Here is a 22,180-nt window from a genome sequence, read left to right as displayed (position 1 = left end):
CGCCGACGACCGCCGCCTCCAAAGCCGGCCTATCTTCTACCCATTGCCGCGTAGGGGGTGGCCGGAACGATGATCAAGGCCCCGTTGAGGCATACACCACTGAGCTGTTGATACCCTCACACTCTTATATAATGGGCGCTCTGGTCTGGGCCGGAGTTGTTGGTGGCGTATTTTGGGTCTACGTGCTAGTGATGCTTTCACGCATCATCCTGCCGAATCTGCGTCACCTCCCAGTCTATTTCTACAGTGTATCGATCGGTCTCTTTTGGAATATTTTTTTCTCGCCTTTTGGCGCATCGGCAAGGTGGTCCACGGCCCTGACGATGGCTGCTTTGTTGGCCTACGTCTATGCTTTTTACGAGAGCAAGCGCTCTTCGATGCAATACCCCGCCTTTGACCTATCAGCACACACTATTAGGTAAAATTTATTATGAGGAATATGCCAAAATTTTCTATTGTGACAATTTCATATAATCAGGCCGGATTCCTTGAGGAAACAATCTTGTCGATCCTTAACCAAGGTCATCCGAATGTTGAATATATCGTGGTCGACGCGGGGTCGACTGATGGAAGTCGCGATCTCATCAAGCAGTACCGCAATAAGATATCGACTGTGATATTAGAACCTGATCGAGGGCCAGCCGACGGCCTTAACAAAGGATTCGACGAAGCGACTGGAGACTGGCTAGCGTTCATTAACGCTGATGATGCGTTGGCGGTTGGCGCCTTGTACAGCATCGATCGTTTCCTGGAAGATCATCCAGATGTGGATATTGTTTTAGGTGCGGGTCATGTTGTCGATTCGACTGGCGCATTGATCAAGCCAATTAGACCCATGGACTTCACCATGATCAAGTGGCTTTATGGGGGAGCGGATTTCATTCAGCAAGGCATGTTTTTTCGTAGATCTACCTACGAAAAGACTAGAAGATTTAATGTGGATAATCGCACTTGTTGGGATGCGGAGTTGCTTATCGATATGCTTCTAGCGGGAGCGAAGCTCGCGTGTCATGATGACGTTCTTGGACTGTTTCGAATCCATGGAGAATCGATCAGCGGCACAGGGCGATTAAATGCTGCATATAAGATTGATACAGGCCGGCTTTTCGAAAAGGCGATGGGTAGAACACGAAGCCCAGTCGATAATATTATTAGCTTATACTATCGAATTGCCAAATGGCTCTCGCATCCATTGTACTATGCCAAGCGATACGTTCATGAGAATAGGCGCCATCACTCAAACAGTGCGACTAATTCGTAAATTATCACTGATAGCGATCAAATAAGGATGGGGAAAGAATGAAAGCAGAATATGTTCAATATGGTTGCGGATGGTCTTCTGCGCCCAGCAAATGGCGTAATTTCGATGCTTCTCCCACGCTGCGTTTTGAAAGATTACCTGTCATCGGCCGCTTGTATACGAAGAATGAATTACGATTCCCAAGCAATGTAGAGTATGGCGACATTGTGAAAGGCTTATCTGTCGCTAAGGATTCATGTAAGGGAATTTATTGTTCCCATGTGCTTGAACATCTTTCACTTGTTGATTTCCGGGCTGCTTTACGTAATACGTTTCAAATCTTGCGATCTGACGGAATATTTCGTTTCGTATTGCCGGACTTGGAATATTTAGTAAAAAATTATATTGAAAATCAAAAAAATAACGCAGCTCTAGAGTTCATGAGGGAATCCTTCCTTGGTCATGAAAGCCGAGCGAGGGGAGCAAAAGGGCTGGTTACCACTTGGCTGGGGAATTCACAGCACCTTTGGATGTGGGATTACAAGTCAATAAAGCCGGAGCTTGAACATGCTGGTTTCATTGAAATCAGAAGAGCATTTTTTGGTGACTCGCTGGATTCTTTTTTTGCTGCTGTAGAGGACAAAGGCAGATGGGAGAATTGCCTTGGGGTTGAATGCAGAAAACCAGGCTCGAAAGACACTGCAACGGACGGCATTTCCAATGCACTCCATTGCCGCCGGTGAGTTTGGTTGTTGCGCCGTTTTTCTCACGCGATTTTTATCAGAGTCTCCACTCCGTCGACAAACCGCTGCACATCGCCCTGTGGCGCGCTGGCGGTCGCTGCTTCGCACATCTGTCGCCACAGCGCCTCATCATCGCTCAACAATCGCATGAAATACGCCATGCCACGTGGGTTGTCTGGCTCGATGACAAAGCCGTTGACACCGCTGCGCACGAGCAGATCACGGGCGCCGCAGTTGTCGGACAGGATGACCGGCAACCCCATCGCCTGCGCCTCGATGACGACATTGCCGAATTGCTCCTCGACGCTCGGCAGCAAGAGAACCAGCGTCTGGCCGAGCGTTTGGCTGATGACATCATCCTGGAGCCAGCCGCGAAAGACAATGTGCTCAAAGAGACACAGGTCGTCCGCTTGCTGACGCAAGGCAGCTTCATCCGGTCCGGAACCGCACAGATGCAGAGGGCGCGGCGCGTCCACCGTCTGCCGGTAGAGCGCATAGGCCGATAAGAGCATGGCCAGGTTTTTCTTTGGTACAAGACGCGCGATCGACGTGAAATGACGATCCTGGAAGGCCGTACCCTCCGGCGCTGGCGGTACGCCGGCCTGACGACGAATCCGACTGACGCTCACGACGTTATATTCACCGGCAATCCTATGTGAAGGCATACCGAGAAACCTCGCATAATCTTTCAATCGTTTTCCACTGGCTAGTGCGCCATGGTATGGCAACATATAGAGGCGCTTTCCGCACTCCCGCCAAAGATGGCGCTGGTAATCATCGTACTTTGATTCATGCATGACAATGACCCGTCCTCCCCGTGCGCGCAGGGCGACAGCCAACAGGAAGATGGCGGGATCTTGATAATGGCAGAGGAAAAAACAGGTCTCGCGCGGCGGCGGCAGATTGGCGAGGATTCGCCAGACTCGTGCGATCGTGGAGCGCGGCGCAGTGTCCGTGAAGACGGTTCTTTTCTCGAAGGTTTCGGACGGCCTAGAGTCCCAGGCGTAGGTGGTGCTTTTAGGCGTCAGTTCGACCCCGATGACATCTACCCGATCCGACAGATGCCGATGCACGGCCTCGACGCGGTCCATGTGATAGGGGCCGAAATTGTCCCAGAGAAAGACAACTGCACTTCGATTTGCTGTTTTTTGCACCATGGTTTACTCGTGCCAAGTTATGTGAAAGCGGAACGCCTTAACGCCCATTCGCCCGACGGCGTTCGATCACGCGCCGATACTCTTCACTCAACAGATCGACAATCCGAGGCCAGGTGTAGCGACTCTGCGCGGCACGCCGACCGTTTTCGCCCAGCCGCTGGCGGCGTTCTGGATCGTTTAGCAATTCCAGGATCGCTCGCGCCACCTCATCCGCATCGCATTCGGTGACCAGCCCCGCCCCTTCCTCTGTCACCTCGTGATGGATGTTGACATGCCTGGAAATGATGACTGGCAACGCGCAGGCCATGGACTCGACGACGGTCATGCCGAAGTTCTCGGTATAGGACGGCAGCACGAAGACATCGGCGTCCACGTAAGCCTGAACCAGTTCGATTCCGGTCAGGAACTCCACGAAGACCACCGCCTGTTCAAGCCCGCGCTCCCGCACCCAGGCGCGCACCTGATCGCCATAATCGTCGTTCGCCGGACCCACGATAGCCAGCCGCGCGTGCGGGAGCGAGCGCCGCACTTGATCGAACGCCGGGACGAGAATATCCAGCCCCTTCTTGTGATGCAGGCGTCCGAGAAAGAGCACCAGGGGCGCGTCGCCAATGGACATGGCTTGACGAAACGCGCCTCTGGGCGGCAACTGGTCGAATGGCGCCCAGTCGATGCCATTCGGTACCACGAAGGAGGGCGCGCGCAGTTGAAGAAAGGCGGCGAGACGGCGCTCGTCCTCGGCGGTGTAATGAATCGCGCCCGCGCCATGCAGGTTCGGCAAATCGAACCAGCGTTCATAGAGCCGCTTGAGGCCAAGGCTCGCCGTACTTCTGGCGTAAAGATAGGGATCAAGCGCCCCGTGCGGACTAATCACATAGGGAATGCCCTGCTTTCTGGCGAGTCGGGCGCAATAGGTGAGCGGGAAACGGTAAAGCCCGTGGATATGAACGAGGTCGAAGGTGTGCAGCGAGCGTCTTGCCCAGTGCCAGAGTGATCGCGACACCACCAGCGGATGGAAATCGACGGAGAAATACCAAGTCGTCACGCCATCCTCAAGGATCGGAACATTGGGCGGCACGTCCAAAATACCCTTGGGGTGATCGGCGTTCGTTGTGCAGATAGTGACATTCAGGCCAGCTTGGACCTGTTGTCTGGCCAGCGCCTTCAGAACAGTCGTGGGGCCGCCATAGCGCGGGGATAGGGTCGTGATGACGTGGAGAATGTTCATTCGGAGTCCAAAGCAGAAAAGGGGTGAGGATCGATGATGATCGATTTGCGATCACGCCCGCCGAAACAACCAATCCGCCTGCACCCGCTGCCCTTGGTGAAGCTGTTCATTAGACACGCTTGTTGGGCTAATACGCGATGCGACCCTTCAAAGAATCGGCAGATTTTGGACTTGCCATGTGGCTAGGATGCGTCCCTCCGCGACTAAGCTATCGTCGATTTTATGCAGGGGCGGAGGTAAGCAGAACGGGCTTTTCAAGAGATTTAAAATTCGAAAATCCCCGCTAGAAATATCAGAATTAAACCAGATTGAACCATCATTCGTGGCAATCAGGTACTTTGCGCCGCTCAAAGTGACATTCCTAAGCACCTTTTTCGCATCCTCAAAAGAAAGATGAAATAGCACTTCGCGAAGCAAAACAACATCGGCTTCAGGTAACGGTCCTACTACTGCGTCGAGCTTACGAAATTCTCTCGTTTTACCTCCGTACCTATTGAGATTATCCGCAATAACGTCACCAACAATGTCAACGCCAATATAGTGGCCATTAAACTGGCAATCCCTGAAGGATCGGAAGTCGCCGCAGCCAACATCAAGAAGGGACTGCGCCTTTAAAGATTGAAGATGATCAGATAGACGTGGCGCAATCGCCTTAACAACCGCAGCCTCTGAGCCGAGCCCCGATAACGATTCCTGCCCTGTGCTATGGACCCAGACGCCAGTCGTATAGATCTGATGAAAACGCTCCTCCAAAGAGGCTGAGGCTAAATGACCGGTCTTATAGCCACGAAGGTTCTTGTATGCGCGCAGTATGGACTCCAATCCCGATATATGCAGTATATGCCGCAGTACTTCCTTCATCGATTGAACGTGATTGTACATAGAATACCTCATAATTTTGGCATCACAGGCCAAAGTTCGGTCGGGGAAAAGGGGCAGTTTTCATTCCGATATAAGGGGCCATTAAGCTCAGGCACCGCCTCAGATTCTCTGATCAAGGTGTGGCAATCACGCCCGCCGAAACAACCAATCCGCCTGGGGGAAAAACCGGGACGGACCACGTCTTCTGCCAAGTCCTTCACGCATGCTCACGCAACAGGATTTCGAAGCCCGCTTGCGTGAAATGATGATCTGTTGTGAAGATCTGCTGTAATCCTTGCTCTCTCGCGACAACAACGCTGATGCAATCCGTCAGGCTCCAATCTTTATCGGTCATCTGCCGAAACAGAGCAAGCCCGCGATCCACTAATACGCGGTCGGATGCAACACAGCGCCAGCGGGGCGACTCGCGCGCGGTCTGGATCAACCGCAGCGCGGCTGGTTTGTAAGCCGCTCGGCTGAAGGTGTTGCCAACCTCGAGCAGGACGGCATCGGTGGTTAGGAAACGGCATCCTGCCAACGTCAGTTGACGACTCATACTGATGGCTTGGGCGTGCCATTGATCCTGGCGGTTGCCCAATGCGATCAAGGCGGCGGTATCGACGAAAATGCTCCCCATCAAATCGCACCGAGATAGTGATCGTGATGCGCGGCGAGATCAGTGATACCGGTATCGACAGCCACCGATTCAATGTCTTCCAACAACACCCACCACTGATCGGAGTTCAGTCCGCCATCAAGGGATTGAGCCAACACATCGATCACGAATTGTTGCGGGTTTGGCAACGCACGAAGCTTCTCTGCGAGCGTTTCCGGAATATCCAGTACGATTTGCATGTGTCAAGTCCTCGTGACTCTTGCCATCACAGAAAAGGCTTTGTAACAGTTCGACATTTTCTAACTTTCTCTCACGGACATTCATGGATGCGAACGGTCTGGCTCGATTCTGATCCATGTGTGCGATCAACCCCGCCGAAACAACCAATCCGCCTGCACCCGCTGCCCCTGGTGAAGCTGTTCATTGAACCGCCCGTCCACGCGAAACCCCGCCTCGTCCAGAAACCGCTCGATCTCTCCGAGCAGGGCCTGACCTTCGTAAAGCTCGACATCGGACGCTTCGACAGAGACGGCGTCGATCTCGGGCAGGAGGCCGGTCGCGCCCTTGAGCACTTCCAACTCGAATCCCTGCACGTCGATCTTCAGCAGGCTGGGCCGCGCCAGTGCGCGGCGGTCATCCATCCTGCCGACTTCCATGTCTTGAAGTGGCCTCGGTCGGGTGAATGCCGCGTCATCCGACAGGTTATTCATCATCCACTTGCTTATTCCTTCCGATTTCCTGTGTTTCCGGGCAAGGTCGCTGGCGGCGAATACGGTTGGCGGATTCTTTGGCCATCCGGGTGAGTTCTTGCAAACGATAGCCGGCTTCTTGATTAATTTGACGTTTGACTTCCCACAGTTCGGCCAGGATCGGGTCGGGCACACGGGAGGATCTCGAAGGATTGGGGCCTGTCATGTCATGATCTCCAGTAACTCTTCCGGCGTCGTCAGGAGCGGCGGGCGATAGCCACAGGTGCGAAGCGAGTCCAGCAATTTTAATTTCGCATCTGGTCCGACCAGATGAGCAAAGTTCCAGGTCACGAGATAGTGTGCGGAAGAGACCGTCGCCAGGGCGATATGCAAGGCATCTTCAGGTTCGGTCGGTGGTAAGGCACGCAAGTCGAGCAATTGGGCCGCAAGGATTTCGGCATCAGGCGTGATCGGTAACGCATCGATTCCACGCAATGCATCGATGCGCCGCGCGGCGGCTTGCGCATCGCCACGGCTGGCTTCTTCCAGCACAAGATCGGAAATCCGCAATGTCCATCGTTGCGGGGCAAGATCCCACCATTCCCGTGTCCATATCTGTCTTGCCGCAATGACGAGATCACGGCTCGGACGCGCTGTGAGATAGGAAACGACAGAGGTTTCGACATAAACGATGGGGTTCATTTTTTTCGCCGAAAGATAAAAAATGCCATCTTCATCACGGATAGCCTCAACTCAACTGGCAAAACGTCGTGCGCTAAAGCCACTAATTTATAAGATAAAATTGTGCCGCGCGCGATTCATTCGACCGACAGGCTGGCATTAGCCCTTGCACGCTGTGCTCCGCTTGCTCACAGCGGCGCGGTGTCCGAGGTCGGCGCGCGCCGAAACAGCCAATCCGCCTGCACCCGCTGCCCTTGGTGAAGCGGCTCATAAACCGCCCGACCACGCAAAACCCCGCATCGGCCAGAAACCGCTCGATCTCTCCGAGCAGGGCTTGGCCCTCGTAAATCTCGACATCGGACGCCTCGACAGAGACGGCGTCGATCTCGGGCAGGAGGCCGGTCGCGCCCTTGAGCACTTCCAGCTCGAACCCTGCACGTCGATCTTCAGCAGGCTGGGCCGCGCCAGTGCGCGGCGGTCATCCATCATGCCGACTTCCATGTGTTGGAGTCTTGAAGTCGTCGGCGCGGGTGAAGCAGCGCATGACGTGGCGGGTGCCGATGAAGTCTCACATCGCACACGATCATGTTCCGCGCGCACAACCTGACGGGGCTTGATGCGCAAATCAAACCGAGAACGGATTGAGAATCCGCACGCCAGTTCGCTCCACATCTCGTTCATTGCGGGTCACCAGAATCAGGTCATGCTCAAGAGCGGTTGCGGCCAGCAAGGCGTCGATGACGGGTCGCGGGTCTGGCACCCAACCGACCCCAGCGATCCGCGATCCCGGTTGTCACCGGGAGAATCCGACCGGCCAGATCGGTTTGCACGCTTGCCAGCCAGGTTTCCAAACGTCCGGCGGCCTCGGGATCGCGCCGGCGTAAGCGCTCGATCCCATTGCGGATCTCGCCGACCACCAGCACCGAGAGATAGAGATCGTCGCCCCGGATCCCGGCATACCATCGCAAAACGCTCCCGTCAGCCCGTTCCTGCTTGCGCAGCTCCGACAGGACATTGGTGTCGATCAGGTATCCCATTCCGTGCCCTCCCGGCCCAGGTCGCGTGGGCGTAAGAAGTCCGCGTCTTCGCCGACGTCCGGCATGGCGCCGAGGAGGCGCTTGATGTCATCGCCCGTGGCGCGCGCGCGGGGGTCGGTCTCAAAAATAATTGCCACGCGCACGGGTCCAACCGGAATCTCGGGCGGAAGCCGCAAATGGAGGTAATGGTCCTGCGGGATGTCGGCGAGGGCTTCGTAATAACGGGCGCTCATTTCAGTGGCTCCACATCAGCATCCAAAGCGTCATCAACCCCGCCGAAACAACCAATCCGCCTGCACCCGCTGCCCCTGGTGAAGCTGTTCATTGAACCGCCCGTCCACGCGAAACCCCGCATCCACTAGAAACCGCTCGATCTCTCCGAGCAGGGCCTGACCTTCGTACAGTTCGACATCGGACGCCTCGACATAGACGGCGTCGATCTCGGGCAGCAGTCCGGTCGCGCCCTTGAGCACTTCCAGCTCGAATCCCTGCACGTCGATCTTTAGCAGGCTGGGCCGCGCCAGTGGCGTCGTCAGACAGGCATCGAGACGCTGGATCGGCACCCGGAGTTGGCCCTGTTCTTCCATGCCGAAGATGGCCTTCTGGCGCGTGCCGAGGGCCAGGAGCGAGGAGGAGTCTTCCCGCGTGGCCAGATGCATCTGGCCCTCGCCGGGCGCAGCGCCGAGGGCGCAGGCGTGGATCTCGGCGCGGCCCTGGGTGACGCGGGCGAGCTTGGCGCGGGGCGCGGGCAGCGGCTCGAAACAGATCAGCCGGGCGCGAGGCCAGCGGGTGCGCGCATACACGGCAAACTGCCCTTTGTTGGCGCCGACATCGATGACGGTGGCGAAGGTGTCGCGTCCGAGCGCGACCGCATGCTCGACCGTCGCGGCCACGCCGTGGCGCAAGGCGCGCCAGTAACGCGGGTGCTGGATCAGGGTGAGGTATTTGGTGAGTTTTGGCGGCATGGCGCGGTTCCTGTGCGATGCGGCGGGGGTGCGCTGGGTTGTTGGGTTCGAGCACGGATCAGGGGGTGCGAGAGCATAACCGGGATGGACCACGTTTTCCACAACAGTGGCTCTCTGGATCATGGCGGTCACGTCGCGAAGCAACGAGCGGCGCCAGAGCTTTTTCGATCATGAAAGGGGTCGGGGTCAGGTCTCCCATTGCACATTGAGTCTATGGTTGAAGCCCCCGCCATCCAACAACCCTCTGCTCTTCCTCTCTCGGCCCGTTGAATATCCGTGAGGTTCGGGGTCAGGTCTCCCTTGCACATCCGCACAGCGGCGTCGCTTGGGTTGCCGCTGTTGGCCACCCAACATTCGCGCTCGCCCCACTCAAAGCCGGGGTCACGCCCGCATCGGCGAATCGGCTACACTCAGCCCATGACAGCCGACCCCCAAACCTCGGACGCCACCGCCAAGAGCGACTACGACAGCCCCTGGAAAGAGGCGCTGGATCGCTTTTTCCCGGAATTCCTCGCGCTGCTATTTCCGGCCATCCATGCCCAAATCGACTGGCGCGCACCGCCGGTGTTTCTCGATAAGGAACTGCAACAGATCGGCGGCGACAGCCCGCGCGGTCGCCGCCACGCCGACAAACTCGCTCGTGCGCGCGCCCGCGACGGGCGTGAGATCTGGGTGCTGATCCATGTCGAAGTTCGGGGCGATCCCGAGAGCGGCTTTGGCGAGCGGATGTTTGTCTACCAGTCCCGGCTGCGGGATCGTTATGGGTTGGATGTTGTCAGTCTCGCGGTCTTGACCGACACCACGGCCAATTTTCGCCCCAGCCAGTTTCGCCATGCCCGCTGGGGCTGCGGGATCGCCTTCCGGTTTCCGATGGTCAAACTGCTCGATGACCTGGCGCCGGAGCGCTGGGCCGAGCTGGAAGCGAGCGACAACGTCTTCGCCCTGGTGGTGATGGCGCAAATCCGCGCCAAGGTCACCGAGGAGGCCGAGACGCTCAAGGGCTGGAAATTCCGCCTGATCCGCCTGATGTACGAGCGCGGCTACGAACGGGCGCTGATTCTGGAACTCTTTCGACTGATCGACTGGATGATCCGCCTGCCCGCGGGGCTGGAGGCGGACTTTCGTCAGCAACTCTATGCCTACGAGGAGCAACACCATATGCCGTATGTCACCACTGTTGAACAGGCCGGGATTCAGCGTGGCGAAGCCAACATCTTGCTGCGCCAGTTCTCCTGCAAATTTGGTCCCGACTCAGCCGAGATCTACCGCTCGCGCATTGAATCCGCCGAGCCAAAGCAGCTCGAAGAGTGGTCCGAGCGTATCCTCACTGCCGAGACCCCCGAGACCATTTTCCACTGAGCAAAAGGGATCGGGGTCAGCAGGATCGGGGGCACGGGGGTTCGGGGTCAGGTCAAAGAACCGGGGTCAGGTCTCCCATTGCACACCTTGTCAATCCAGGGGGCAGGGTATTGAATCGAGCAAGACCGTCTCACCTCGCTGGGGGAAAAGGGGCCGGGGTCAATTTATTGGTTGCAAGAATGCTTCAGCTCCCCCAGGGATTGATGAGCTGGACCCCCAGGTTCTTGAAGTCCGACAGGTTTCGTGTCACCACCGTCATCCCGTCACGGAGGGCCGTGGCGGCAATCAGTGCGTCGCGCTCGGAACGAGGATCCGGGACATGCAAGCGGGCACAGCGTCGTGCCACGGCGGCATCAATGGATAAGGTGCGACCGGCAAACTCGGGGAGAACATGGTTCTCGAGCCATGCGCGAAGCATGGCTCCTTGTCGCTGGTCGCGCCTCTCGATACGCAAGATGCCGATTTCCAACTCCATGATGGTGACCACGGAAAGATAACTGCTTGCCGCGTCAATGCTCGACACCCACTGGACAACATTGGCGTCAGCCTTGCCGTCGCCGACTTTACGCAGTTCGGAAATCACATTGGTGTCGAGCAAGTACATCAGAAATCCACGGTGCGGCTTTGGATGGTGAGACGCGCCGGCTCGAAGTCGATCTCTGATAGGCTGGGCATGGACAATGCGTCAACCAGGTTGCGGCGTTTTCCAGTGAGTCGCTGGTAGTCCTCGGCACTGAGCAGGACATGGGAGAGTTTGCCGCGGTCCGTAATGAACACGGGGCCATGCTTGGCGGCTTTTTTGGCGCGGCCAATATCCTGATTAAGTTCTCGGCTGGAGATGGTTGTGACGGACATGGGTCCTCCGATAAGACTTTCTATTTCGCTACGTTACTCTATAGACATCTGGAACGCCAAAGGGGAACGGGGTCAAAGGGGAACGGGGTCAGGGAACGGGGTTTTGAGTAGACCGGGCGCTCCCCGGACGGTAGGACGACGTTTGTGTTCTCTGTTGTCCGCCTAGTTTCCCGGCGGTGCCACAAGATCTCGTCCCGGTCCGAGTTGCGACCCGGCCCCTCTCAGAACCGGACAAGCGGCTTTCCCACATCCGGCTCCTCGGTCGGTCATTCAACAAGCCTCCGCTCTTCGAAAGGGATTCAGGTCGATGCGGATGCGCACGCGCGGCCACTGAACCTGCCGCAGGACGGCGTTGTAGCCATCCCAGTTGTACGCCTTACGCTGGCCCCGAGCTTCTTGCGGCTGGTGCGGCGCTTGACCTTGAAGTGACCCTTCTTGGTCTTGCCGCAGTCGTGGGTGAAGCCGAGAAAAGTAAACTCCTCGGGCTTGCCACCTCGCGCCTGCGCATTGTGTCGGGCGAAGCGCCCAAACGGCAAACACCGCGTCTTTATCTTCGGCGAGGCGCAGCTTGAACTTCGCCAACCGCTCGCCGAGGGCCACATGAAATCGTTGTGCTTCCTGCTGGTCTTGGAAGCCGGCGACAAAGTCATCGGCACAGCGGAAGTAATCCGCCTCGCCTTGACACTGTGGCCGTACCCGATGACTGACCCAGAGGTCCAGCAGAATGCGCGCATAACGGTTAGCTCGGTCACGCGGCACGCGATGCTTGCCGGTCAGCACGCTGATGAATTCATTCACGACCTGCGTGCTGATCACCGGGTGCCGTCGCATGATGGATAACGCTCGCTCATGGCGTTGCGGATCGGCATCGAGCGCATAGACGGCAACATTGGTATCAGCGAAGAATCTTGCGGTCATAACACGCTTCACGGACAAACTTTCCCGACCAGAGGCCAGCGCCTTGCTCGAACTCCGCCCAGTCGGTCTCCGCTGCGACATAGGCTTCGTTGACCATGGGCTGGCGTGCGCGAGACTTCAGATAGCCAACAAAATCGAGTACTTCGCGCAGATCACACTCGGACAACGTGCGCGCTTCTTCAAAAATTCTTTCAGCCGTGGTCATGATCAGCCTCCATGACAGATGGAATGGGTCGAACTGGATCATAGCGAACCGCGCCCGGTTCGGGTAGCGAGGGTGGGTAGAGCGACTACAGGGATCGGGGTTTTGAGGGAAAACCGGGGTCAGGTCTCCTATTGCACGCTCCACTCTAATCCAAGGCGACGGGTCAGTCAGGCGCACGGAGACCGGGCAATTCGGCTATCGCGTGCTCGACGGCCGCGATCTGTTGCATTGATGCAGTCGTGATTTTCGCTCCGAGGCGCTCGCGTCTGTTGGCCATCAACTTGTCCACCATCACCCAAGAACGACGTTGAGAGTCGCCTGATGGGAGGTCTATAGAAATTCGATAGGTCGCGGGCTCCTCATGCGTCGTGAACGGGCAGGCGAGAATTGAACCGGGGTGTAGTGAGGGTTGTATCCATCTGTTTGAACCACCAGCCACGGTCGCGGTTTTCCATAGTCCCCAGCCGTCGCGGCTAACACGACGTCACCCCGATTTACGCCTTCCACGGCAGATCCTTCACTCACGGGCGTACTCCCAAATTTGGGTGTCCGTCCAGGTTTCACCGAGATCGCGCATGTGCGAACAGTCGCCATCCGACCACAATGCGAAACGATACGGGAGGTTGACATCGATCAGGAAACGCGGCATCAGGCGACATCGCGCAGCCTATAGCGACGGGCCATCAAGTGAGCGGCAAAGCGCAGGCAAGCATCGATGTCCGCCGGCTCTAGCGAGGGATACTGGCGCAAGATCTCGTCCGGGGATTCTCCCACGCTCAAAAAGCCGAGAACCGTCTCGGCGGTGATCCGCATGCCCCGGATCGTCGGATGCCCGTTGCAGATGTCTGGGTGAACGGTGATCCGACCATCCAAGTATTTGAGCGAGGCGTCATGATCGATGACGGCATTCATCGCGCGTTAGGCTCCAAGTCAGATCGTCGTCTGAATGATAGCAAGGTCGAGAGGAGAAAGCCGGAGAATGCGGTCGAGATCATCCGGAGCGCGGAGCGCTTTCGGTGTCATATCGAACGCACCTCGCGAAGCACCTGATCGCGAAATCGCTCCGGCAGGGCGCGTGGCGTCAGCACATCGACCGGAACGCCCAATTGTTGCTCCAACTCGACTTGGATGCGGGCGATATCCAACAGTGACGTCTCCCGCGAGGGAACGACGAGCAAGTCGAGGTCGCTCTCCTCCGTATCCGCGCCATGGAGCACGGATCCGAACACGCGCGGATTGCTTGCCCGATGCAATTGAACGATCCGCCGGATGGTTTTTCGGTGTACCTGGAGTGCGATGGAGGGTTCCATGTGGAAGAAAAACCGGGAAGGACCACGTTTTCTAATGACTTCGGACGCATTGACAGAGACAGCGTCGATCTCGGCAGCCGGCCGGTCGCGCCCTTGAGCACTTCCAACTCGAAGCCCGGCACGTAGATCTTCAGCAGGCTGGGCCGCGTCAGTGGCGTCGTCAGACAGGCGTCGAGGCGCTGGATCGGCACCCGGAGCTCGCCCTGTTCTTCCATGCCGAAGATGGCCTTCTGGCGCGTGCTGAGGGCCAGCAGCGAGGAGGAGTCTTCCCGCGTGGCCAGATGCATCTGGCCCTCGCCGGGCGCGGCGCCGAGGGCGCAGTCATGGATCTCGGCGCGGCCCTGGGTGACGCGGGCGAGCTTGGCGCGGGCAGCGGCTCGAAACAGATGAGCCGGGCGCGGGGCCAGCGGGTGTGCGCGAAAACGGCAAACTGCCCTTTGTTGGCGCCGACATCGATGACGGTGGCGGTGGCGAAGGTGTCGCGTCCGAGAGCGCGACTGCATGCTCGACCGTCGCGGCCACGCCGTGGCTCAGGGCGCGCCAGTCACGCGGGTGCCGGATCAGGGCGAGCGCGTGCCATTATAAATTAATAAGTTAAAGCTCATATTTATTGTGGAGATCGCCTCTTAACTATTTGAATTTATTGATTTCAGAAAAATTTATGCGCGCTCGCCCTGACACGATTATTGGAATGCAGGTCAATTCCGCCGTACAGTTTCATGGCGGCTTCCTCCGTTGGGGCGCCCGTTCGTTCTGCTCCTAGAGAGAACGTACAACCTGGCGGAGGGCGCGGCTAGATGCTTATCAGGTCTTGAAAAGCTACGTAGATACGCATCGCGTACCGTTTCCCCCGGACCGGACGGGGTATTCGCCCCGTCCGCAACGCGTCGCCGTCTACTATAGGTTGCGCGTGGATCGGCGGGCGCCGCCCTACCGCTCCGGCCCGAGCAGGCTGTCCACGCTGTCGGTGTCAAGGATGTCATCGAGCCAGGCATCGAGTTGCTCGACCGGGGCGGCGTCGATGCGCGGCTCGGCCCAGGCGGGCAGGCGGCCAAAGCGGCGTTTGAGTTGGCGCTTGAGGGTGTTCGCCTTGCCCTCGGCCTCGCCCTTGGCCTTGCCCTCGGCCTCGCCCTTGGCCTTGCCCTTGGCCTCACCCTCGGCAAAGATGGATTGATACGCACGCGTCTCTTGAATAGGCGTTACCAGATTCAACATGGCCCAGATCTCCTGCGCAGTCAGACCGCGAAACCGTTCGAAAAACCAGAATTCCATCACTTGCGCCAGCAGGTCGCGCGTCTCGGGCGGGAGCGGCGCGCGCTGAACCCGTTGCCACAACTCCGGGGCGCAGGCGCGCAATTCCGCCTCGTCCTCGATCAGCAGCGGCGCGAACACCGCCAGATAGGGATTCTCCGGCTCGCGCGCCAGCCACTCCGGGAGGGTCTGCTCCAGGAAGACGATCCGCACCAAGCCGGGCGAGAGACAGAGTCCGCCGGGATAATCGGGCACCTCCCGCTCGCGCAGAAAGACCCCGATCCCGATGACATCACGCGTCGGACACTGTTCGCCGTAGAGTCTGATCTTGGTCAGCAGATTGTAACCGGCCTTCTCCGAAAACTGTCCCTGGAATTCGACCACATAGACCGGCCCATCATGCCCCTCGGGTTCCAGGAGTCCGTCCAGACGCCGTTCCAGGGTCTTGAGCGTGGTCGAGCTGAAGCGGTAGGCGCCCTCCAGCCGGATCCCGCCGGTCAACACCCAAAACGCCTCGGCGCCGGCGGACAGAAAGAGATAAATGGGGTGGTCGGTTTTCATGAAATCAGCCTCGGATATGCAACCATTGTCATCGTCGCGGTGAGGTGAGCCCAGCCTGGACGAGGTACTGGTCAAAGGCAAGCGGTCGTCAACCCCATGCGGCGCATGATGACAAAAGAGCTACGTAGCTACGTACGCATCGCGCGAGAGGGGGCCACCATTTAGCTGCCCCCGATCAATAAAGCGCTCTTCTCCGTTCATGGCCGATCCCATGTTCTCGTGTTGGCGTCAAGCTCAGTCGTCGACGTTGTCCGCGCCTTCGGCTTTCATGTCAGCGGTGACGGACTCTCGTGGATCCGCACCAGTCACCCTTCTGGATCAAGGCCCAGGCGTCGCCTCGTGCGAGGTCGATCACCGGCCCCTGGCTCGTTAGAGCCCCAGAAAGGCGTCGGTTCCCTGCCATGTCCATGTGCTTCGGGCAAACCCTTCAATGGCGCCGCCCGCGACCGATGGACGCTGTTGGTCCATCGCGAGCGGGTGGCCATTGGGCCGCCCATCTCACCGATCGCTGGCTCCTCCAGAGCGGAGGTCCAACCCCAAGATGGCTCATGACAGAGGCGCATCCGTCTCAACCTGCTCTGACGTTGAAGGATGGGAGACGACGCCGGCCGAATCAGATCTGATGGCGATCAGCCAACCCCAGGGCGAGCTCGGCGTCGCCGCCCGTTCACGCAAAAGCGTTGTTCACCTCGAACGTCACCGGATCGCGCAGGATGTAGAAGCACGCCCGCGCCAGCTTGTGCGCCACGGTCTTGATCCCGATCGCGGCGTTGGTCCGCGCGCACTGGCGCGGGTCGTCGCGCTTGATCCGGGGGTTGTCGCGCACCGCGAAGTGGGCCGCCTCAATGCAAGCCCAGGCCAGAGACTGGTTGCCATTCTTGGTGTTGCCTTGCCCTTTACGCGTGCCATTGCTCAGGTGAGCGCGGCCGACGCAACGCCCGTCAGAGGCGTCGTGACCCACCTTGGCAAAGCGAGCGATGTCGCCAGTCTCAAGCATGACGGTCAGTCCGAGACTCTGACCGATGCCACTGACCGTCAGCAAGGGCTTCAATTCAGGCCGCCGCTTCACGCGCGACTTGAGGGGTCTGCTCGAGCCGCTCAATCGGCATCCTTCAGTCCCGAAGACTGAACGATGGCCGCCGTGTTGGCCAGGTGCACCCGATAGCCCGCCTCCATCAGCCCATCGACCAGCCAAGACCAGTTGTCGGTCGACTCCACCACCAGTCCCTCGATGGCGTCAGCAAACGGCGCCAACGCGTCCAGCACCGCGCTGAGGTCATTCGGCAGGCGTTGTCGGTACACGGCCGCGTCGGTCTCATCCAGCAGCACCACCACACGATTATTGGAATGCAGGTCAATTCCGCCGTATAGTTTCATGGCGGCTTCCTCCGTTGGGGCGTCCGTTCGTTCTGCTCCTAAGAGAGAACGTACAACCTGGCGGAGGGCGCGGCTAGATGCTTATCAGGTCTCCCATTGCACATCTCAAAGTTCGTCCCAGACCGATTTCTCAACGCCAGCCTGGCGGAGAATCTCAACCAGTAGCCCCGCGCCGATATCCTGGCCGCTATGCGGATTCGGAATACGGATTTTCCGTCGACCCATTTGCATAAATTGATGGCGTTTGCCCGAGAAAGAGCCTGAGTATCCCAAGGCCCTGAATTTTCGAATCAACTCCTGTCGCGAGACTGCTCTGGGCATTCACGCCGCCTCGGACTCCAAAATGCGGAGATCGAGTCCGTCGACGATGGGGATGGGATCGTGATCACGTAATTTGAGAATCAACCACTCTTCGAGAACCTCGCACAGCTCGGAGCGACAGGACTCCACTGTCGCCGCATTGGCCCAGACGCCCTCGAACCCAGGGATCTCGGCAAACCACGTCTGATCGTCGAGCATCTTATATTCCGAACGAGCCAAGGCGGCTTGAATGTACTCAGTGAGCATAATCGTCCTCGCGCGGATTTGAGAGGATCACGGGATCACTCGGTATCGTCATTGTTGATTGCTCCTGGGAAAATTGGCAACATTTTCTAATCGTTGTGCGTTCCAAATCACTCACGCCCATCAATCCCGCCGAAACAACCAATCCGCCTGCACCCGCTGCCCCTGGTGAAGCGGCTCATTGAACCGCCCGTCCACGCGAAATCCTGCCTCCGCCAGAAACCTCGACCGTCGCGGCCACGCCGTGGCGCAGGGCGCGCCAATCACGCGGGTGCCGGATCAGCGTGGCGAATTTTGTGAGTTTGGGCGGCATGGCGCGGTTCCGGTGGGCGATGCGGCGCTGGGTGTGCGTTCCGAGCACGGATCAGGGGTGCGAGAGGGGGGGTGTACTGTTTTTGGGGCGTTCGATGTTGGGAAAAGGGCGGTACCGCCGACGCATCAACAGCCAATTCAGGAATGGGTGTCGAGGAGTAGGGCGCGATAGGCACGCTCGCAGGCGGCCTTGCCGGCGTGCTGCTCGACGTAAGCCCGTCCGTTGCGGCCAAGGCGGGCGCGTTCGGCTGGGTCCGCCATCAGGTGCTCCACCGTATCGGCGAATCGCTCCGACTGGTTGGGCGGGCAGATGAGGAAGGCGTCCGACTCCGCGCGCAAGCGGTCAAGCGGTGAGCCCAGATCGGCGGTGCAGATGAAGGGTCGACCGGCCGCCATGATCGAGTAGATCTTGCTCGGCACCGCAAAGGCGGCGCCGGCGGGGTTCTGGGGCACCAGATGGATGTGACCCTCGGCCAGGCCCTCGGACAAGCGCTCGACCGGCAGCAGGGGTTCGAAGCGCAGATTGTCCACCCCGCGCGCGCGCGCGCGGCGCTGAAGTTCTTCGCGGTAGTTGCCGTCGCCACGGATGATGAGAGCGACGTCCAGTTGCCGCTGCTGAATGCGTTCGGCCAGATCGATCAATTGCTCCAAGCCCTGTTTACGGCCGATGTTGCCGCTGTAGAGGAGTGTGATGGGTCCGGGGTTTTCCAGTCGGGGTTGGATGAGATCGTCATCCACCGTGGGCGGGATGATGCTGATCGGCGTTGCGACGCCAATGCCCCGAATGGCATCCGTCATGGCTTGAGAGAGTGTGATGATCCGATCCACCGGGTTGAGCGTGATCCGCTCTAGCCACTCGATGAGTGTGGCAATCGCGGAATGTCCGGTCATCTGGAGCGATTTCGCCAAACCTGACTGAATGTCATATACCACGGCCACGCGTTGTGACTTGCTGGAGACGGCGAGCAGCATGGCCCCAACGGTCAGGATGGAGGGGCAGACGGCAATCATCAGCTCAGGGCGGGGATGTCTGGCCAAGCGCCACCAGATTCGCCATGCAAAGCCCCCTTCGGTGATGAAACGGGATATCAATCCCCCGCCCGGTTTTTGCGGGGCAATTGGAACACGGATGATCGACACGCCCTGATGGGTTTCGCGGTCACGCGCACCGCCTCGATACGCGGGAAAGACCGCCATTTCCGGATAGGATGGCCGGGGAGTCAGGACGGTCACCTGGGCGCCGCTCTGAGCCAGCATCTCGGCCAATTGCTGGACGGGTGGTGCGATTCCGGTTTTCTCCGGCCAATAGAAAAGTGACGCGATGGTGACCGTCTTCGGCGGCGTATGCGCTTGATGTGCATCAAACGCCATGGTCGATCACCACGCTATTTTTCCTAAGCAGCGCGTCGAAATAGGGAATCGTCTTTGCAAGCCCTGTTTCGAGCGTGATTGTAGGCTCCCAACCCAGCCGTTCTTTCGCCAGGGTGATATCCGGCTGCCGCTGAGTCGGATCGTCGCTGGGCAGCGGCTCATAGCTAATCCGCGAGGACGAGCCGGTCATCTCGACCACCTTCTCGGCGAGCTGCTTGATGGTGAACTCGCCGGGGTTGCCGATGTTCACCGGTCCGGTGACATCATCGGGCGTGTTCATCAACCGCACGAAGGCGTCGATCAGGTCGTCGACATAGCAGAAGGAGCGGGTCTGCGAACCGTCGCCGTAGATGGTGATGGGCTCACCCTTGAGCGCTTGGACGATGAAGTTGGAGACCACCCGGCCATCGTTGGGGTGCATGCGCGGCCCGTAGGTATTGAAGATGCGGGCGACCTTGATGTGCAGCTTGTGTTGACGGTGGTAGTCGAAGAACAGGGTTTCAGCACAACGCTTGCCTTCGTCATAGCAGGATCGCTGGCCGATGGGATTGACGTGGCCCCAGTAGTCCTCGGTCTGCGGATGCACGGCGGGGTCGCCGTAGACCTCGCTGGTGGAGGCTGGAAAGATCTTGGCCTTGGTGCGTTTGGCGAGCCCGAGCATGTTGATGGCGCCATGCACGGAGGTCTTAGTGGTCTGTACGGGGTCGAACTGGTAATGGATGGGGGACGCCGGGCAGGCCAGGTTGTAGATCTCGTCGACCTCGACATAGAGCGGAAAGGTGACATCGTGGCGTATCAGCTCGAAATGCGGGTTGCCCATCAGGTGGATGATGTTGTCTTTGGTGCCAGTGAAGAAGTTATCCACGCAGAGCACGTCGTGACCGTCGCCAAGGAGACGATCGCAGAGGTGAGAGCCGAGGAAGCCGGCGCCACCGGTGATCATGATGCGTTTGCGTAGGGAATAATGGGCGGTCATGCCTGATTCGGGCGTCCTGATGTCATGGGATGATTGATGTCCTTTCTGCTGGAGTTCATTCGTGCGCATGGGGAGCTGGGATGCCGTTTGGGCCGTTCTTTAAAAGCCATGCCTGGATCGCATTTCCCCTCTCGCCTGGTGGAAAGAGGCTTTCGCCTCGACCACTGGCTCGCATCCGCCACACCGCTTCGCGGCGCGGCTGGATGATGGAACCAAACGCGGGGTCAGTAGGCATGTGCATCCTTCCTGATCAGCAGTAGCCCCGTTTTGACGAGCGCAAGGAGGTCCAGGAAGAGGCTCCAGTTCTCGATGTAATAGAGATCATACTCGATACGTTTTTCGATTTTCTTCCGTGTGTCGGTCTCGCCGCGCCAGCCGTTGCATTGCGCCCAGCCGGTGATGCCGGGCTTGACGCGGTGGCGGCTGGCATAGTCATCGATCGCTTCATGCAGGAGGCGTCCCTCCGATTGCATCCCGGTTGGATGCGGCCGGGGGCCGACGAGCGACATGTTGCCGAGCAGGACATTGAAAAGTTGGGGGATTTCGTCGATGCTGGTTTTGCGGATAAACCGTCCGACGCGGGTGACTCTCGGATCGTCATGAACAGTTTGCTGGCAACCCGCACGATCCGTCATGTCGGTATACATGGAGCGGAATTTATAGATATTTATGAGGTTGTTGTTGAATCCGAAGCGATCCTGAGCAAAGAGCACGTCGCCCTTTGACTCTAATTTTATCGCTATGGCGACAATGGCCATGAGGGGAGACAGGAGAATGATCGCCGGGATGGCGATGCAGAGATCCTCAATGCGCTTGATGACCGCGTTCCATTCGCTGATAGGGCGGTCCTTGATGCTCAGAACATGAAGGCCACTGACCCGGAAAATCGGTTGTTCCGAATAACGTAACGGCAACTTGTCGATGGCGAGGTAAATATCTAGAGACAAATTCGCTAGCGTCTTGAGAAGTTCGTCGAGCCGTTCTTGCCGATTCCAGGGCTGTGTGAGGATGACGAGATCGATCTTCAGGTTGCGTGCGATATCCGCGACCCGAGTGATGTCCTGAATGATGGGGATGCCGCGATAGGCATGCGGCAGTTGCGGTGAAAGGTCATCCAGAAAACCGGCGACCTCAAGACCTTGATCATTGAGAAGGAGGATTTGATCCAGTATTTTCTGGCCGCTGTGTCTGGCGCCGATGATCAGAGTCCGGCGTTGCGGGAAAAAATCGTTTGTGCCTTTAGCGAAATACCTGATGAGGAAGACGCGGCTGACCAGGATATAAGCGGTGAAGCCGGCAAACCAGAAACCCAGCCACAGTCTGGAGAAATCGCTGGTGATCTTGAGCGCGAAGGCGGTGATTAGTACGCTGCCAAACGCAAAAATAACGCCACCGAAGGTCGGAAAGAGTTTTTTGACTTGCTGAGGGAGTTTTCGCCAATCGTAAGTCTCGTTAGAAAAGGTGAAGGCCGTATAGCTCGCGATGGCGATCACGATGGCGAGAGCATAGTTCGATTTTATTGTCAGTGTTTCGCTTAGATCGAATACATAATAAAGTGCAATGGCGGCGACTGTCAGGAAGCCGATATCCGAAAAATACAGTACATAATTCAGCTTGCCGCTTACGATACTGAGATGAGGCATACATTTTCTCTCAACGCCGATGCTTGCAACACGATTTCTAATATTCAACGATCTCGCCCTAATCCAAATGACTGAAACAACAGCGGTTATTCTTCGGTCGTATTCGCCTCCTTTCCCCTCGCCGCCATTCGGTTATACTCTAAATAGATAGTATTTGCGATTTTTCAAATCGCTGAAACTTTAACGACAAGAGTGTTTCTAGCTCATTCCGGTATGTTGTATGAGTATCAGATAAGCAGTTCGATATTGCTTTTTTGAATT

At 57.9% G+C, this 22,180-nt stretch carries 32 protein-coding genes; 4 read left to right on the top strand and 28 right to left on the bottom strand.

What is annotated here, in order from left to right; all coding sequences use genetic code 11:
- The 3 genes from QZY07_RS14660 to QZY07_RS14650 all read left to right on the top strand — a co-directional run.
- Positions 1 to 422 (top strand): hypothetical protein (locus QZY07_RS14660; protein WP_295404167.1); only part of this gene is annotated, 422 nt, incomplete at its 5' end.
- Positions 423 to 430: 8 nt separating this feature from the next.
- Positions 431 to 1,261: a glycosyltransferase family 2 protein gene (locus QZY07_RS14655; protein ID WP_363184279.1), complete on the top strand. Its 831-nt coding sequence runs from the start codon at positions 431 to 433 to the stop codon at positions 1,259 to 1,261.
- Between the two features lie 38 nt (positions 1,262 to 1,299).
- The gene (locus tag QZY07_RS14650) at positions 1,300 to 1,983 is read left to right on the top strand and encodes a methyltransferase domain-containing protein (protein WP_295404163.1); all 684 of its coding nucleotides are present in this window, start codon (positions 1,300 to 1,302) and stop codon (positions 1,981 to 1,983) included.
- A gap of 23 nt (positions 1,984 to 2,006) precedes the next feature.
- Here QZY07_RS14650 and QZY07_RS14645 read toward each other — a convergent pair whose 3' ends face one another.
- The 12 genes from QZY07_RS14645 to QZY07_RS14590 form a co-directional block, all read right to left on the bottom strand.
- The gene (locus QZY07_RS14645) at positions 2,007 to 3,140 is read right to left on the bottom strand and encodes a glycosyltransferase family 4 protein (protein WP_295404161.1); all 1,134 of its coding nucleotides are present in this window, start codon (positions 3,138 to 3,140) and stop codon (positions 2,007 to 2,009) included.
- A gap of 37 nt (positions 3,141 to 3,177) precedes the next feature.
- Complete coding sequence (locus QZY07_RS14640) at positions 3,178 to 4,368, bottom strand: glycosyltransferase (protein ID WP_295404159.1); 1,191 nt, start codon at positions 4,366 to 4,368, stop codon at positions 3,178 to 3,180.
- A 147-nt stretch (positions 4,369 to 4,515) separates the two neighbouring features.
- Positions 4,516 to 5,250: a class I SAM-dependent methyltransferase gene (locus QZY07_RS14635; protein WP_295404157.1), complete on the bottom strand. Its 735-nt coding sequence runs from the start codon at positions 5,248 to 5,250 to the stop codon at positions 4,516 to 4,518.
- 196 nt (positions 5,251 to 5,446) lie between these two features.
- Complete coding sequence (locus QZY07_RS14630; RefSeq protein WP_295404155.1) at positions 5,447 to 5,866, bottom strand: type II toxin-antitoxin system VapC family toxin; 420 nt, start codon at positions 5,864 to 5,866, stop codon at positions 5,447 to 5,449.
- Positions 5,866 to 6,084, bottom strand: a complete 219-nt coding sequence (locus QZY07_RS14625) for a hypothetical protein (RefSeq protein WP_295404154.1) — start codon at positions 6,082 to 6,084, stop codon at positions 5,866 to 5,868. The genes QZY07_RS14630 and QZY07_RS14625 overlap by 1 nt, the downstream gene beginning before the upstream one ends.
- A gap of 126 nt (positions 6,085 to 6,210) precedes the next feature.
- Positions 6,211 to 6,486, bottom strand: a complete 276-nt coding sequence (locus tag QZY07_RS14620; RefSeq protein ID WP_295404152.1) for an FkbM family methyltransferase — start codon at positions 6,484 to 6,486, stop codon at positions 6,211 to 6,213.
- Positions 6,487 to 6,547: 61 nt separating this feature from the next.
- A complete protein-coding gene (locus tag QZY07_RS14615; protein ID WP_295404150.1) occupies positions 6,548 to 6,727 on the bottom strand; it encodes a hypothetical protein in 180 nt (59 codons plus the stop codon).
- Between the two features lie 29 nt (positions 6,728 to 6,756).
- Positions 6,757 to 7,236 (bottom strand): type II toxin-antitoxin system VapC family toxin, encoded by a 480-nt coding sequence (locus QZY07_RS14610; RefSeq protein ID WP_295404148.1) that lies wholly within the window; start codon positions 7,234 to 7,236, stop codon positions 6,757 to 6,759.
- 82 nt (positions 7,237 to 7,318) lie between these two features.
- Complete coding sequence (locus QZY07_RS14605) at positions 7,319 to 7,633, bottom strand: hypothetical protein (RefSeq protein WP_295404145.1); 315 nt, start codon at positions 7,631 to 7,633, stop codon at positions 7,319 to 7,321.
- Positions 7,634 to 7,922: 289 nt separating this feature from the next.
- On the bottom strand, positions 7,923 to 8,252 hold the full coding sequence (locus tag QZY07_RS14600) for a PIN domain-containing protein (protein WP_295404142.1): 330 nt from the start codon (positions 8,250 to 8,252) through the stop codon (positions 7,923 to 7,925).
- Positions 8,240 to 8,485 (bottom strand): hypothetical protein, encoded by a 246-nt coding sequence (locus QZY07_RS14595; RefSeq protein ID WP_295404140.1) that lies wholly within the window; start codon positions 8,483 to 8,485, stop codon positions 8,240 to 8,242. Before QZY07_RS14595 ends, QZY07_RS14600 begins: the two co-directional genes overlap by 13 nt.
- Positions 8,486 to 8,518: 33 nt before the next feature.
- A complete protein-coding gene (locus tag QZY07_RS14590; RefSeq protein WP_295404138.1) occupies positions 8,519 to 9,217 on the bottom strand; it encodes an FkbM family methyltransferase in 699 nt (232 codons plus the stop codon).
- Positions 9,218 to 9,634: 417 nt separating this feature from the next.
- On the opposite strand from QZY07_RS14590, the gene QZY07_RS14585 reads away from it, so the two are divergent.
- The gene (locus QZY07_RS14585; RefSeq protein WP_295404135.1) at positions 9,635 to 10,576 is read left to right on the top strand and encodes a hypothetical protein; all 942 of its coding nucleotides are present in this window, start codon (positions 9,635 to 9,637) and stop codon (positions 10,574 to 10,576) included.
- Positions 10,577 to 10,760: 184 nt separating this feature from the next.
- Here the strand turns inward: QZY07_RS14585 and QZY07_RS14580 are convergent, their stop codons facing one another.
- From QZY07_RS14580 to QZY07_RS14515, 16 genes are all read right to left on the bottom strand, one after another.
- Positions 10,761 to 11,180 (bottom strand): type II toxin-antitoxin system VapC family toxin, encoded by a 420-nt coding sequence (locus tag QZY07_RS14580; RefSeq protein WP_295404133.1) that lies wholly within the window; start codon positions 11,178 to 11,180, stop codon positions 10,761 to 10,763.
- A complete protein-coding gene (locus QZY07_RS14575; RefSeq protein ID WP_295404130.1) occupies positions 11,180 to 11,431 on the bottom strand; it encodes a type II toxin-antitoxin system Phd/YefM family antitoxin in 252 nt (83 codons plus the stop codon). The genes QZY07_RS14580 and QZY07_RS14575 overlap by 1 nt, the downstream gene beginning before the upstream one ends.
- Positions 11,432 to 11,701: 270 nt before the next feature.
- Positions 11,702 to 12,349: a hypothetical protein gene (locus QZY07_RS14570; protein WP_295404127.1), complete on the bottom strand. Its 648-nt coding sequence runs from the start codon at positions 12,347 to 12,349 to the stop codon at positions 11,702 to 11,704.
- Complete coding sequence (locus tag QZY07_RS14565; protein ID WP_295404124.1) at positions 12,327 to 12,554, bottom strand: hypothetical protein; 228 nt, start codon at positions 12,552 to 12,554, stop codon at positions 12,327 to 12,329. The genes QZY07_RS14570 and QZY07_RS14565 overlap by 23 nt, the downstream gene beginning before the upstream one ends.
- Positions 12,555 to 12,717: 163 nt before the next feature.
- Positions 12,718 to 12,993 (bottom strand): type II toxin-antitoxin system PemK/MazF family toxin, encoded by a 276-nt coding sequence (locus QZY07_RS27475; protein WP_363184273.1) that lies wholly within the window; start codon positions 12,991 to 12,993, stop codon positions 12,718 to 12,720.
- A 78-nt stretch (positions 12,994 to 13,071) separates the two neighbouring features.
- Positions 13,072 to 13,203: a DUF5615 family PIN-like protein gene (locus tag QZY07_RS27470; protein ID WP_363184271.1), complete on the bottom strand. Its 132-nt coding sequence runs from the start codon at positions 13,201 to 13,203 to the stop codon at positions 13,072 to 13,074.
- Entirely contained in the window at positions 13,203 to 13,466 is a 264-nt protein-coding gene (locus tag QZY07_RS14560; protein WP_295404120.1) for a DUF433 domain-containing protein, read from the bottom strand. The genes QZY07_RS27470 and QZY07_RS14560 overlap by 1 nt, the downstream gene beginning before the upstream one ends.
- 107 nt (positions 13,467 to 13,573) lie before the next feature.
- On the bottom strand, positions 13,574 to 13,864 hold the full coding sequence (locus tag QZY07_RS14555) for a nucleotidyltransferase family protein (protein WP_295404118.1): 291 nt from the start codon (positions 13,862 to 13,864) through the stop codon (positions 13,574 to 13,576).
- A gap of 930 nt (positions 13,865 to 14,794) precedes the next feature.
- Positions 14,795 to 15,676, bottom strand: a complete 882-nt coding sequence (locus QZY07_RS14550) for a DUF2887 domain-containing protein (protein ID WP_295404114.1) — start codon at positions 15,674 to 15,676, stop codon at positions 14,795 to 14,797.
- A 667-nt stretch (positions 15,677 to 16,343) separates the two neighbouring features.
- Positions 16,344 to 16,673, bottom strand: a complete 330-nt coding sequence (locus QZY07_RS14545; RefSeq protein ID WP_295404111.1) for a hypothetical protein — start codon at positions 16,671 to 16,673, stop codon at positions 16,344 to 16,346.
- A gap of 101 nt (positions 16,674 to 16,774) precedes the next feature.
- A complete protein-coding gene (locus QZY07_RS14540; RefSeq protein WP_295404108.1) occupies positions 16,775 to 17,053 on the bottom strand; it encodes a hypothetical protein in 279 nt (92 codons plus the stop codon).
- A gap of 105 nt (positions 17,054 to 17,158) precedes the next feature.
- A complete protein-coding gene (locus QZY07_RS14535) occupies positions 17,159 to 17,374 on the bottom strand; it encodes a type II toxin-antitoxin system HicA family toxin (protein WP_295404106.1) in 216 nt (71 codons plus the stop codon).
- Positions 17,375 to 17,620 carry a hypothetical protein gene (locus QZY07_RS14530; RefSeq protein WP_363184268.1) on the bottom strand — a complete coding sequence of 82 codons (246 nt, stop codon included), beginning with the start codon at positions 17,618 to 17,620 and terminating at the stop codon, positions 17,375 to 17,377.
- Positions 17,621 to 18,067: 447 nt separating this feature from the next.
- Positions 18,068 to 19,300 carry a glycosyltransferase family 4 protein gene (locus tag QZY07_RS14525; RefSeq protein ID WP_295404101.1) on the bottom strand — a complete coding sequence of 411 codons (1,233 nt, stop codon included), beginning with the start codon at positions 19,298 to 19,300 and terminating at the stop codon, positions 18,068 to 18,070.
- Positions 19,290 to 20,276, bottom strand: coding sequence for a UDP-glucuronic acid decarboxylase family protein (locus QZY07_RS14520; protein ID WP_295404098.1), 987 nt, complete (start codon positions 20,274 to 20,276; stop codon positions 19,290 to 19,292). Before QZY07_RS14520 ends, QZY07_RS14525 begins: the two co-directional genes overlap by 11 nt.
- Positions 20,277 to 20,500: 224 nt before the next feature.
- Positions 20,501 to 21,919 carry an undecaprenyl-phosphate glucose phosphotransferase gene (locus QZY07_RS14515; protein ID WP_295404095.1) on the bottom strand — a complete coding sequence of 473 codons (1,419 nt, stop codon included), beginning with the start codon at positions 21,917 to 21,919 and terminating at the stop codon, positions 20,501 to 20,503.
- Between the last annotated feature and the right edge of the window lie 261 nt (positions 21,920 to 22,180).

This window comes from uncultured Thiocystis sp. (assembly GCF_903866365.1).
Lineage (GTDB): Bacteria > Pseudomonadota > Gammaproteobacteria > Chromatiales > Chromatiaceae > Chromatium.
Note: the sequence above shows the minus strand (reverse complement) of the source record. Positions and strands in the feature narration are given on the sequence as shown.

What these genes read in the sequence shown, in the direction of transcription:
- QZY07_RS14545 (WP_295404111.1), bottom strand. Translation starts at nt 16,673, where the DNA reads ATGCTTGAGACTGGCGACATCGCTCGCTTTGCCAAGGTGGGTCACGAC.
- QZY07_RS14565 (WP_295404124.1), bottom strand. Translation starts at nt 12,554, where the DNA reads ATGACCACGGCTGAAAGAATTTTTGAAGAAGCGCGCACGTTGTCCGAG.
- QZY07_RS14585 (WP_295404135.1), top strand. Translation starts at nt 9,635, where the DNA reads ATGACAGCCGACCCCCAAACCTCGGACGCCACCGCCAAGAGCGACTAC.
- QZY07_RS14650 (WP_295404163.1), top strand. Translation starts at nt 1,300, where the DNA reads ATGAAAGCAGAATATGTTCAATATGGTTGCGGATGGTCTTCTGCGCCC.
- QZY07_RS14595 (WP_295404140.1), bottom strand. Translation starts at nt 8,485, where the DNA reads ATGAGCGCCCGTTATTACGAAGCCCTCGCCGACATCCCGCAGGACCAT.
- QZY07_RS14530 (WP_363184268.1), bottom strand. Translation starts at nt 17,620, where the DNA reads ATGCTCACTGAGTACATTCAAGCCGCCTTGGCTCGTTCGGAATATAAG.
- QZY07_RS14610 (WP_295404148.1), bottom strand. Translation starts at nt 7,236, where the DNA reads ATGAACCCCATCGTTTATGTCGAAACCTCTGTCGTTTCCTATCTCACA.
- QZY07_RS14520 (WP_295404098.1), bottom strand. Translation starts at nt 20,276, where the DNA reads ATGACCGCCCATTATTCCCTACGCAAACGCATCATGATCACCGGTGGC.
- QZY07_RS14575 (WP_295404130.1), bottom strand. Translation starts at nt 11,431, where the DNA reads ATGTCCGTCACAACCATCTCCAGCCGAGAACTTAATCAGGATATTGGC.
- QZY07_RS14625 (WP_295404154.1), bottom strand. Translation starts at nt 6,084, where the DNA reads ATGCAAATCGTACTGGATATTCCGGAAACGCTCGCAGAGAAGCTTCGT.
- QZY07_RS14550 (WP_295404114.1), bottom strand. Translation starts at nt 15,676, where the DNA reads ATGAAAACCGACCACCCCATTTATCTCTTTCTGTCCGCCGGCGCCGAG.
- QZY07_RS14535 (WP_295404106.1), bottom strand. Translation starts at nt 17,374, where the DNA reads ATGCCCAGAGCAGTCTCGCGACAGGAGTTGATTCGAAAATTCAGGGCC.
- QZY07_RS14655 (WP_363184279.1), top strand. Translation starts at nt 431, where the DNA reads ATGAGGAATATGCCAAAATTTTCTATTGTGACAATTTCATATAATCAG.
- QZY07_RS27470 (WP_363184271.1), bottom strand. Translation starts at nt 13,203, where the DNA reads ATGCCGCGTTTCCTGATCGATGTCAACCTCCCGTATCGTTTCGCATTG.
- QZY07_RS14645 (WP_295404161.1), bottom strand. Translation starts at nt 3,140, where the DNA reads ATGGTGCAAAAAACAGCAAATCGAAGTGCAGTTGTCTTTCTCTGGGAC.
- QZY07_RS14600 (WP_295404142.1), bottom strand. Translation starts at nt 8,252, where the DNA reads ATGGGATACCTGATCGACACCAATGTCCTGTCGGAGCTGCGCAAGCAG.
- QZY07_RS14560 (WP_295404120.1), bottom strand. Translation starts at nt 13,466, where the DNA reads ATGAATGCCGTCATCGATCATGACGCCTCGCTCAAATACTTGGATGGT.
- QZY07_RS14555 (WP_295404118.1), bottom strand. Translation starts at nt 13,864, where the DNA reads ATGGAACCCTCCATCGCACTCCAGGTACACCGAAAAACCATCCGGCGG.
- QZY07_RS14580 (WP_295404133.1), bottom strand. Translation starts at nt 11,180, where the DNA reads ATGTACTTGCTCGACACCAATGTGATTTCCGAACTGCGTAAAGTCGGC.
- QZY07_RS14540 (WP_295404108.1), bottom strand. Translation starts at nt 17,053, where the DNA reads ATGAAACTATACGGCGGAATTGACCTGCATTCCAATAATCGTGTGGTG.
- QZY07_RS14525 (WP_295404101.1), bottom strand. Translation starts at nt 19,300, where the DNA reads ATGGCGTTTGATGCACATCAAGCGCATACGCCGCCGAAGACGGTCACC.
- QZY07_RS14570 (WP_295404127.1), bottom strand. Translation starts at nt 12,349, where the DNA reads ATGACCGCAAGATTCTTCGCTGATACCAATGTTGCCGTCTATGCGCTC.
- QZY07_RS14630 (WP_295404155.1), bottom strand. Translation starts at nt 5,866, where the DNA reads ATGGGGAGCATTTTCGTCGATACCGCCGCCTTGATCGCATTGGGCAAC.
- QZY07_RS14515 (WP_295404095.1), bottom strand. Translation starts at nt 21,919, where the DNA reads ATGCCTCATCTCAGTATCGTAAGCGGCAAGCTGAATTATGTACTGTAT.
- QZY07_RS14590 (WP_295404138.1), bottom strand. Translation starts at nt 9,217, where the DNA reads ATGCCGCCAAAACTCACCAAATACCTCACCCTGATCCAGCACCCGCGT.
- QZY07_RS14635 (WP_295404157.1), bottom strand. Translation starts at nt 5,250, where the DNA reads ATGTACAATCACGTTCAATCGATGAAGGAAGTACTGCGGCATATACTG.
- QZY07_RS14640 (WP_295404159.1), bottom strand. Translation starts at nt 4,368, where the DNA reads ATGAACATTCTCCACGTCATCACGACCCTATCCCCGCGCTATGGCGGC.
- QZY07_RS14620 (WP_295404152.1), bottom strand. Translation starts at nt 6,486, where the DNA reads ATGGATGACCGCCGCGCACTGGCGCGGCCCAGCCTGCTGAAGATCGAC.